Below are 9,315 nucleotides of genomic sequence, written 5' to 3' on the forward strand. Positions count from 1 at the left end.
CGCCCGCTCCATTGACTTTGGCCGATTCCCGCCTATGTTCCGGGTCGACGCGGTTCAGATCGAAGACCGATTCTTGAGCCTGGCGCTTTGTTCGCGTGAGTCAGCACCCCCAGCTTCTTTGAGAGCGCGCCGTTTCGGGGTGGAACGCGACAGCCTTATTACCCTCGATTCCGAACGGCGGTTTCGACCAGAGGCTCAATGTCCTTTTCAAATCTCGGACTGTCCGAAAAAGTCCTCGCCGCAGTGGCGGCCACCGGTTACACCACCCCCACCCCCATTCAGGAACAGGCGATCCCCCACGTCCTCGCACGCAAGGACGTGCTCGGCATCGCCCAGACCGGCACCGGCAAGACCGCGGCCTTCGTGCTGCCGATGCTCACCATCCTCGAGAAGGGTCGCGCCCGGGCACGCATGCCGCGCACGCTGATCCTGGAGCCGACCCGCGAGCTCGCGGCGCAGGTGAAGGAAAACTTCGACCGCTACGGCGCGGGCCAGAAGCTCAACGTCGCCCTGCTGATCGGCGGCGTCTCCTTCGGAGACCAGGATGCCAAGCTGACGCGCGGCGTCGACGTGCTGATCGCAACCCCCGGCCGCCTGCTCGACCATACCGAGCGCGGTGGCCTCCTGCTCACCGGCGTCGAGCTGCTCGTCATCGACGAAGCCGACCGCATGCTGGACATGGGCTTCATCCCCGACATCGAGCGCATCTGCAAGCTCGTCCCGTTCACGCGGCAGACCCTGTTCTTCACCGCGACCATGCCGCCGGAAATCCGGCGCATCACCGAAGCGTTCCTGCACAATCCGCAGAAAGTCGAAGTCTCCAAGCCCGCCACCACCGCCGTCACCGTCACGCAGGCCCAGGTACCTGCCGGGCGCGAGGCGCATGAGAAGCGCGAACTGCTGCGCCGCCTGCTGCGCGAGGCCAAGGACCTCAAGAACGCGATCATCTTCTGCAATCGCAAGCGCGAAGTCGCGATCGTTCACAAATCGCTGCAGAAGCACGGCTTCAGTGTCGGCGCGTTGCACGGTGACATGGACCAGTCGGCCCGCACGGCGGCACTCGAACAGTTCCGAAAGGGTGAATTGCCGCTGCTGGTTGCCTCCGACGTCGCCGCCCGCGGCCTCGACATTCCCGAGGTCAGCCACGTCTTCAATTTCGACGTTCCCCATCACGCCGACGATTACGTCCATCGCATCGGCCGCACCGGCCGCGCCGGCCGCACCGGCATGGCGATCTCGCTCGTGACGCCACTCGACCAGAAGTCGATGGTGGCGATCGAAAAGCTGATCGGCCAGAGCATTCCGCGCGCCGAAGGCGATTTTGAAATCCACACTGAATCCTCCAACGGAACCGAGCGCCCGCGCGAGGCGCGTGGCCGCGAACGTTCACGCGGCGGACGCGGCAAGCCGCTGCGCGGCGAGCGGCGTGAGCGCAGCCACGAGCCGCGCGAGGCGCGCGGCGAGGCCCAGCCTTCAGCCGAAGCACGGTCCGCCCCCGAAGCACGGCCCGCGCGCGAGGCAAGGCCCACCCGCGAAGCCAGGCAATCATCCGAGCCACGTCACGGCGCGCGCCAGCAGGCCAATCCGTCGCATGTGCCCTCGATCGGCCGTCCCGAGCCCCGTCGCCAGCGCGAGGCCGATACCGAGCCGGGCGATCATTCGCATCTGCCGGCGTTCCTGCTCCGGCCCGTGCGCTCGTCCCCCGCCGGCGCCTGACGCGCGCCAGGTTTCAGTTGCGGAAATGGGAAGTACACGTTTTTAGACGCTTCGTGAACGTATATTTACGGGGCGTTCACGATCGTCCGTTAGCCTACGAACATAATTTAAGCATTGCTGCGGTCGTCGGCGCACCGACCGCTGTGGGGTATGTTCCGTGGTCAAGGTTCTCGACGAACACGAACGCACGATGGCGTTCGCCGAAGTGGCGCTCGGTCAGATCCGATCGCTTCGCCAGACGGCGATTCCCCGCAATTACGAGATCTGGTACGTCTACGCCACCGGCTACAACGCGCCGCTCAACAAGATCGTCAACGAGACGCTGGCGCGCAGCGGCAAGCTGACCGAAGCCGATCTCGAGCAGATCTACGAGACCTATCTCTCCCACATCAAGACCACCGATCGCATCGACAAGGTCGGCGCGCGCGTCATCGGCGAGATCGACGACGTCATGAGGGTCTTGAGCGACGCACTCGGCATGACCGGCTCGTACGATGCCAGCCTGTCCGGCGCGACCGCGAAATTGTCGTCGGCCAAGAGCCGCGAACAGATCAAGGCGATCGTCGAAACGCTGCTGCGTTCCACCACCGAGATGCGCGAGACCAACAAGGCGCTGGAAGACCGCCTGACGCTGTCGAAGAACGAGATCAGCAATCTCCAGCAGAGCCTGGAGGCGATCCGCGCCGAGAGCCTGACCGACCCGCTCACCGGCCTCGGCAACCGCAAATATTTCGACCGCATGATCGGCATGGCCGTGCAGAGCGCGCTCGCCTCGGGCGAGCCGCTGTCGCTGCTCCTGTTCGACATCGATCACTTCAAGTCGTTCAACGATTCCTACGGCCATCTCACCGGCGACCAGGTGCTGCGGCTCGTCGGCCTGTCGCTGAAGCAGACCATCAAGGGCCAGGACATCACCGCACGCTATGGCGGCGAGGAATTCGCGGTCGTGCTGCCCAACACCGCACTGCGTCAGGCCCTCACGGTGGCCGACCACATCCGCCGCGCGGTGATGGCCAAGGAATTGAAGAAGAAGTCCACCGGCGAGATCCTCGGCCGCGTCACCATCTCGGTCGGCGTCTCCATGCTCAAGCCGGGCGACGACCCCGACGCCTTGATCGAGCGCGCCGATGCCTGCCTCTACGCCGCCAAGCGCAACGGCCGCAACCGCGTGATCTGCGAAGCCGATCCGGAATACGCAGTCGAGACCCACAGCCGGGTGGCGTGACGGACGCAGCTCGCCGCAAATTGCTCGCGCTTGACTTTCCAACCTGACGAACGACATGGTCCTCGCCGCCCACGGCGCCTGACCGCGAGGACCTGTCGTCTTGCCCAACCCCCACGATTTCCATTCGCCGCAACCGTCCTACACGCGGGACGAGCTGCTGAGATCGAGCGACGGCGGCTATTTCGGCCCCGGCAATGCGCAATTGCCGGCGCCTCCCATGCTGATGATGGATCGCATCACGGAAATCAGCATGGACGGCGGCGAATTCGGCAAGGGCCATGTCGTCGGCGAGCTCGACATCGCGCCTGATCAATGGTTCTTCGATTGCCACTACCGCGGCGACGCGCTGATGCCGCCAACGTTGGGGCTCGACGCCATGTGGCAGATGGTCGGCTATTGGCTCGGCTGGTCGGGCTCACCGGGCAAGGGTCGCGCCATTGGCGTCGGCGAGGTCGAGTGCACGGGCGAAATCACACCAAACGTCCGCCGCGTGCGCTATGAGGTCGCAATGCGCATGGTCCGGCGCGGCAAGCTGGTGCTCGGAATTGCCGACGGACGCGTGCTCGCGGATGGCGTCTGCGTATTCACGGCCAAGGATATGAGGGTCGGTTTGACGAAGGCCGTGGAGTAAGGTCTCGTAGAGTGGGCAAAGGCGCGAAGCGCCGTGCCCACGACATTAACAATTGGTGGGCACCACGCTTGCGCTTTGCCCAGCCTACGAGACCTTCTTCTTGGCTGCCTTCTTGGCCGACCGCTACGAGACCTTCTTCTTGGCCGACCGCTTTTTCGCTACGGGCTTCTTCGGCGTGATCTTCTTCGCAGGCCTGCTCGCCGTCTTCTTCACCGCAGCCTTCCTCGCCTTCGGCCGCGCCTTCACCTTGGCGCGCTGGGCGGCGGCGAGTGCCGCCCTCGCCCACCGCACGAAATCATCGGAATCGTCGAACAGCCGCGCCGGCAGCTCCCAATAGGAGTTGACCACCACGGTCTTGGCGCGGGTCGAATATTGGAACGGTTTTGAGCCTTCCGCCTCGAAATCAGGAATGGTCGCCTCGTCGGCGCGGAAGAACAGGCCGGCGCGCAGCGACAGCGCGAAATTGATTCCGTCGGCGGAGATGCCGTAGCCGGAGAACATCTTGCGGATGGTGACGGGGCCGAAATCGGCGAAAAGATCGGTCAGGAATTCGCGGTCCATGGGCACCCTCGTGCCCCGGACGCAGCGCAGCGTGTAACGATGCGCTGCTGAGCCGGGGCCCAGTCTTCTGCACCGATGACTATAACGTGGGTCCCGGCTCTGCGCAGCAGCGCAAGGGCGCTGCAGCGCGTCCGGGACACGAGAGTATTGAGAAGCCGCTTACCCGTCGATCTTGGCCGGGCGCAGCTCGACCGACTCGCCGCAGCCGCAGGCGGAGATCTGGTTGGGGTTGTTGAAGACGAACTGGGCCTGCATCTTGTCGGCCTTGTAGTCCATCTCGGTGCCGAGCAGGAACAGCACGGCCTTGGGGTCGACCAGGATCTTAACGCCCTTGTCCTCGACGACCTCGTCGGTCGGGCGGATCTCGTGGGCATATTCGACCGTATAGGACTGACCCGCGCAGCCGCCGTTCTTGACGCCGACGCGCAGGCCGACGATCTCGGAATCGGCGCGCTGGGTCAGCTCGGTGATGCGCTGGGCAGCAGCATCCGTCAGCCGCATCACCTGCGGGCGCGGACGCCGCGGCTTCGGGGCGGATGCTGGGGTCGAGCCTGAGGAGATCTGGGTCATGTCAATGATGTGGTCCGTTGCGGCGCGAATTCAATGCCGAGGATTCAAAGCAGGCGTTACGCGTCACCACATGTTGAGGACGAGGCGGGCCTCGTCGCTCATGCGCTCGGGCGACCACGGCGGCTCCCAGACCACCTTGACGTCGACCACGCCGACACCGGGCACGCTGGCAACGGCGTTCTCGACCATGGTCGGCAGCTCGCCGGCGGCCGGACAGTTCGGCGTCGTCAGCGTCATCTGGACGTCGACGGAGCGGTCGTCCTTGATCTCGACCTTGTAGATCAGGCCGAGCTCGTAGATGTCGGCCGGGATTTCCGGATCGAACACGGTCTTGAGCCCGGCGATGATCTCGCGGGTCAAGCGCTCGGTCTCCTCCGGCGGCAGCGCCGAATGGGTCTCCATTGGACTTGCTTTGATTTCGGCCGTGTCACTCATGCGAACAAATCCCGCGCCTTCAACAGCGCCTGTGCCAGATGATCGACTTCTTCCCGCGTATTATACATGCCGAACGAGGCCCGGCAGGTGGCCGTGACGTTGAACCGCTCTAAAAGCGGCATCACGCAATGGGTGCCGGCGCGCACCGCGATGCCCTGACGGTCGATCACGGTGGCAACGTCGTGGGCGTGCGCGCCCTTGAGCTCGAACGAGATCACCGGGCCCTTGCCCCGCGCCGTGCCGATCAGCCGCAGCGAGTTGATCTCGCGCAGCTTCTCCTGGGCGTAGGCCGTGAGATCGGCCTCGTGCGCGGCAATGCGCTCCTTGCCGATCGAATTGACGTAGTCGATGGCCGCGCCAAGGCCGACGGCCTCGACGATCGCCGGCGTGCCGGCCTCGAACTTATGCGGGGGATCGCCGTAGGTGACGACATCGCGCGAGACCTCGCGGATCATCTCGCCGCCGCCGTTGAAGGGACGCATCGCGACGAGATGGTCGTACTTGGCCCAGAGCACGCCGATGCCGGTGGGGCCATAGACCTTGTGGCCCGTGAAGACGTAGAAGTCGCAGCCGATGTCCTGCACATCGACCGGCAGATGCACGGCGCCCTGGCTGCCGTCGACCAGCACGGGAATGCCGCGCGCGTGGGCGATTCTGACGACGTCCTTGACTGGCACGATGGTGCCGAGTGCGTTGGACATCTGCGTGATCGCGACCAGCTTGGTCTTCGATGTCAGCAGCTTCTCGAACTCGTCGATGAGGAAATTGCCCTCGTCGTCGACCGGCGCCCATTTGATCACGGCACCCTGGCGCTCCCTGAGGAAATGCCAGGGCACGATGTTGGAGTGGTGCTCCATGATCGAGATGACGATCTCGTCGCCCTCTTTGATGTTCGGCCCGCCCCAGGACGAGGCGACGAGATTGATCGCCTCCGTCGCGTTGCGGGTGAAGATCACTTCCTCGGTACGGGCAGCGTTGATGAACTGCGCCACCTTGGTGCGGCCGCCCTCATAGGCTTCCGTCGCGGCATTGGCGAGGTAATGCAGGCCGCGATGCACGTTGGCGTATTCGCTGGTGTAAGCCAGCGTCATGCGCTCGAGCACGGCGCTCGGCTTCTGCGCCGAGGCGGCGTTGTCGAGATAGACCAGGTTCTTGCCGTAGACCTGCAAGGCGAGCGCCGGAAAATCCTGGCGCACGCGCGCAACGTCATAGGCGCCGTTCTTGACTGCCGGATGCGTGCTCATGATCGCCGCTCCAGCCAGCGCTCGGCAATGCCGATCACGTGCTCGCGCAGATTGTCGTCGGCGATCTGCTCGATCGCCTCGCCCACGAAAGCCTGGATCAGCAGCGCCTGGGCCTGCTTCTCCGGCAGGCCGCGCGCCTTCAGATAGAACAGCAGGCTGTCGTCGAGCGCACCGGCGGTGGCGCCGTGGCCGCAGGAGACGTCGTCAGCGAAGATCTCGAGCTCGGGCTTGTTGTCGGCCTCGGCCTCATCCGAAAGCAGCAGCGCGCGGGTCATCATCTTGCCGTCGGTCTTCTGCGCGTCGGGACGGACGATGATGCGGCCCTGGAACACCGAATGAGCGCGATCGTCGATCACCGCGCGAAAAACTTCGCGGCTGATGCAGTTCGGCACGGCGTGGTCGACCACCAGCGTGGTGTCGCCATGCTCGGTCTTCTGCAACAAATTGACGCCATTGGCCGAGAGCTCGCTGCCCTCGCCTGCCAACGTGATGAAGCCCTGCAGACGACTCACCGCAGCGCCGGTGGTCATGTTGAAGAAATTGTACTTCACGTTGGCGCCGATGGTGACGAAGTGCGAGGTCACGTTCACCGCGTCAGGCGCGTCGTCCATCAGGCGGATATGCGCGACGTCGGAATTGTCGCCGACCGAGACGATGACGGCGTCGTTGACCTGGTAGGCGCTGGCGCCCGCCGCGACAAAAGTCTCGACGATGGTGGCGCGCGCGCCCTTCCCGACCGCGACCTGCGAGCGGCTGAACGCGGAGGCCGATGCGGCGGTTGCGATGTGAATGATCTGGATCGGCGCGGACAACTGGACGCCGTCGGCGATCGAGAGCACGACGCCGTCGGTCGCCATCGCCGCGTTCAGCGCGATCACGGCGTCAACGGTCGCGGTCTTCAGGAGACCTGCGTCCTTCTCCAGCGTCTCTCGCAGAGTCTTGAAGCCTGCCTCGGAAGCAAGCGCCTTCACGTCGGAGAGATCGGCCGCGAGCACGCCGTCGACCAGCACCAGCTTGTGGGCGCCGTCGATCGCATGCGCCTTTACGGCGTCCGCGGCGCGCTTCAGCGCGGCCGCATCGGGCGCGGCGGCCAGCGGCAGCACCTCGCCGACCAGCGCGCGCAGGTCGGTGTATTTCCATTCCTCGATCCGGCGGTGCGGCAGGCCGAGACGCTCATAGGTCTCGAACGCCTCGCGACGCACGGCGGTGATCGCGGGCGAACCCGGCAGCCGGCCCTCGGCGCTGGTGAAGAGATCGCTCACCGCGCGGCCCTTTCCGGTCTTTGCCACAGCAACGTTCATTGCAAAATTCCTTATGCGGCGTCCTCGAACTGGGCGTAGCCGGACGCTTCCAGCTCCAGCGCCAGTTCCTTGCCGCCGCTCTTCACGACACGGCCCTTCGACATCACGTGCACGACGTCGGGCACGATGTAGTTCAGCAGCCGCTGATAATGGGTGATGACGACCATCGAACGCTTGGGCGAGCGCAGCGCGTTGACGCCGTCGGCCGCAATGCGCAGCGCATCGATGTCGAGGCCGGAATCCATCTCGTCGAGAATGCACAGGCTCGGCTCGAACAACGCCATCTGCAGCACCTCGTTGCGCTTCTTCTCGCCGCCGGAGAAGCCGACATTGACGCCGCGCTTGAGCATGTCCTGCGGGATGTTCAGCGACTTCGAGACCTCGCGGACCTTCCTGAGGAAGTCCGGGGTCGAGAATTCTTCCTCGCCGCGCGCCTTGCGCTGGGCGTTCAGTGCCGTGCGCAGGAAGTTCATGGTGGCGACGCCGGGAATCTCGACCGGATACTGGAACGCCAGGAACACGCCCTTGGCGGCGCGCTCTTCGGCGGCCATCTCCAGCAGGTCCTCGCCCTTGAACAGGATCTGGCCGCCGGTGACTTCATAGCCGGGCTTGCCGGCGATGACGTGCGAGAGCGTCGACTTGCCGGAGCCATTCGGCCCCATGATCGCGTGCACCTCGCCCTCGTTCACGGTCAACGTCAGCCCGTGGAGGATCTCACGCTCCTCGACACGAACCTGGAGGTCTTTCACTTCAAGCAGAACAGTCATCATTCTTCCTTTTGATCGGGCGGCAGCCAAGATGGCCGCGGCGGGATCCTTATTTCGGTGAAGATCATCCCGAGGCCCAGCAAATTGCCCGCCTCTCCGCCCCCCCACAGAACGGCCCCGAGAGTGCCAACAACGCCCCCCACGACCGCACTTATATATCCAACCGAAAGTCCCGAGATGTGCTCGAGCAGTCTGGCTAGTCCCCATCCGATTCCGGCACCCATTGGCAACAGAACCAGGATGAACAGTCCAACCAGCACAGGCCTCGGGACATTTCGGAACATCGCAACTAGCCTACGCTGCCCTCCAGCGAGATCGAGATCAGCTTCTGCGCTTCCACCGCGAATTCCATCGGCAGTTGCTGCAGCACGTCCTTGACGAAGCCGTTGACGACGAGGCCGACCGCTTCTTCCTGGCTGAGCCCGCGCTGGATGCAGTAGAACAGCACGTCTTCGGAGATCTTCGAGGTCGTCGCTTCGTGCTCGAACGTCGCCGAGGAGTTCTTGGCCTCGATGTAGGGCACGGTGTGCGCGCCGCATTTGTCGCCGATCAGCAGCGAGTCGCAGGCGGTGAAGTTGCGCGCGCCGGTCGCCTTGCGGTGCGCGGTGACGAGGCCACGATAGGTGTTCTGCGACTTGCCGGCGGCGATGCCCTTGGAGATGATCCGGCTCGACGTGTTCTTGCCGAGGTGGATCATCTTGGTGCCCGAATCGACCTGCTGGAAGCCGTTCGAGATCGCGATCGAATAGAACTCGCCGCTGGAATTGTCACCGCGCAGAATGCAGCTCGGATATTTCCAGGTGATTGCGGACCCGGTCTCGACCTGAGTCCAGGAAATCTTGGAGCGGTCGCCGCGGCAGTCGCC

The 9,315-nt window shown here is 64.5% G+C and carries 10 protein-coding genes; 3 read left to right on the forward strand and 7 right to left on the reverse strand.

The annotated features are described in order from the left end of the window. Window positions 1-198: 198 nt before the first annotated feature. The 3 genes from UNPF46_RS20890 (at window position 199) to fabA (ending at window position 3,572) form a co-directional block, all read left to right on the forward strand. Complete coding sequence (locus UNPF46_RS20890) at window positions 199-1,716, forward strand: DEAD/DEAH box helicase (protein WP_100180408.1); 1,518 nt, start codon at window positions 199-201, stop codon at window positions 1,714-1,716. A 157-nt stretch (window positions 1,717-1,873) separates the two neighbouring features. Continuing rightward, window positions 1,874-2,941, forward strand: a complete 1,068-nt coding sequence (locus UNPF46_RS20895; RefSeq protein ID WP_100180409.1) for a GGDEF domain-containing protein — start codon at window positions 1,874-1,876, stop codon at window positions 2,939-2,941. Window positions 2,942-3,041: 100 nt separating this feature from the next. Next, a complete protein-coding gene (fabA, locus tag UNPF46_RS20900; protein ID WP_142251259.1) occupies window positions 3,042-3,572 on the forward strand; it encodes a bifunctional 3-hydroxydecanoyl-ACP dehydratase/trans-2-decenoyl-ACP isomerase in 531 nt (176 codons plus the stop codon). Window positions 3,573-3,695: 123 nt separating this feature from the next. On the opposite strand, the gene UNPF46_RS20905 is transcribed toward fabA, so the two are convergent. The 7 genes from UNPF46_RS20905 to UNPF46_RS20935 all read right to left on the reverse strand — a co-directional run. After that, entirely contained in the window at window positions 3,696-4,133 is a 438-nt protein-coding gene (locus UNPF46_RS20905; protein ID WP_142251260.1) for a TfoX/Sxy family protein, read from the reverse strand. Window positions 4,134-4,292: 159 nt separating this feature from the next. Then, a complete protein-coding gene (locus UNPF46_RS20910; protein ID WP_100180411.1) occupies window positions 4,293-4,703 on the reverse strand; it encodes a HesB/IscA family protein in 411 nt (136 codons plus the stop codon). 63 nt (window positions 4,704-4,766) lie between these two features. Further along, window positions 4,767-5,138, reverse strand: a complete 372-nt coding sequence (locus tag UNPF46_RS20915; RefSeq protein ID WP_100180412.1) for an SUF system Fe-S cluster assembly protein — start codon at window positions 5,136-5,138, stop codon at window positions 4,767-4,769. Continuing rightward, a complete protein-coding gene (locus UNPF46_RS20920) occupies window positions 5,135-6,382 on the reverse strand; it encodes a cysteine desulfurase (protein WP_142251261.1) in 1,248 nt (415 codons plus the stop codon). Before UNPF46_RS20920 ends, UNPF46_RS20915 begins: the two co-directional genes overlap by 4 nt. Then, on the reverse strand, window positions 6,379-7,683 hold the full coding sequence (gene sufD, locus UNPF46_RS20925; RefSeq protein WP_142251262.1) for a Fe-S cluster assembly protein SufD: 1,305 nt from the start codon (window positions 7,681-7,683) through the stop codon (window positions 6,379-6,381). Before sufD ends, UNPF46_RS20920 begins: the two co-directional genes overlap by 4 nt. 11 nt (window positions 7,684-7,694) lie before the next feature. Beyond that, complete coding sequence (sufC, locus tag UNPF46_RS20930; RefSeq protein WP_142251263.1) at window positions 7,695-8,450, reverse strand: Fe-S cluster assembly ATPase SufC; 756 nt, start codon at window positions 8,448-8,450, stop codon at window positions 7,695-7,697. A 289-nt stretch (window positions 8,451-8,739) separates the two neighbouring features. Continuing rightward, window positions 8,740-9,315, reverse strand: a 576-nt coding sequence (locus UNPF46_RS20935; RefSeq protein ID WP_181770034.1) for a SufD family Fe-S cluster assembly protein, incomplete at its 5' end; no start/stop codon positions are given.

This window comes from Bradyrhizobium sp. UNPF46 (assembly GCF_006658625.1).
GTDB classification, from domain to species: domain Bacteria; phylum Pseudomonadota; class Alphaproteobacteria; order Rhizobiales; family Xanthobacteraceae; genus Bradyrhizobium; species Bradyrhizobium nitroreducens.

Bases quoted from the DNA above. Each gene is read 5' to 3' on its own strand.
- UNPF46_RS20915 (WP_100180412.1), bottom strand. From the start codon at position 5,138: ATGAGTGACACGGCCGAAATCAAAGCAAGTCCAATGGAGACCCATTCG.
- UNPF46_RS20920 (WP_142251261.1), bottom strand. From the start codon at position 6,382: ATGAGCACGCATCCGGCAGTCAAGAACGGCGCCTATGACGTTGCGCGC.
- sufD (WP_142251262.1), bottom strand. From the start codon at position 7,683: ATGAACGTTGCTGTGGCAAAGACCGGAAAGGGCCGCGCGGTGAGCGAT.
- UNPF46_RS20890 (WP_100180408.1), top strand. From the start codon at position 199: ATGTCCTTTTCAAATCTCGGACTGTCCGAAAAAGTCCTCGCCGCAGTG.
- UNPF46_RS20905 (WP_142251260.1), bottom strand. From the start codon at position 4,133: ATGGACCGCGAATTCCTGACCGATCTTTTCGCCGATTTCGGCCCCGTC.
- sufC (WP_142251263.1), bottom strand. From the start codon at position 8,450: ATGACTGTTCTGCTTGAAGTGAAAGACCTCCAGGTTCGTGTCGAGGAG.
- UNPF46_RS20910 (WP_100180411.1), bottom strand. From the start codon at position 4,703: ATGACCCAGATCTCCTCAGGCTCGACCCCAGCATCCGCCCCGAAGCCG.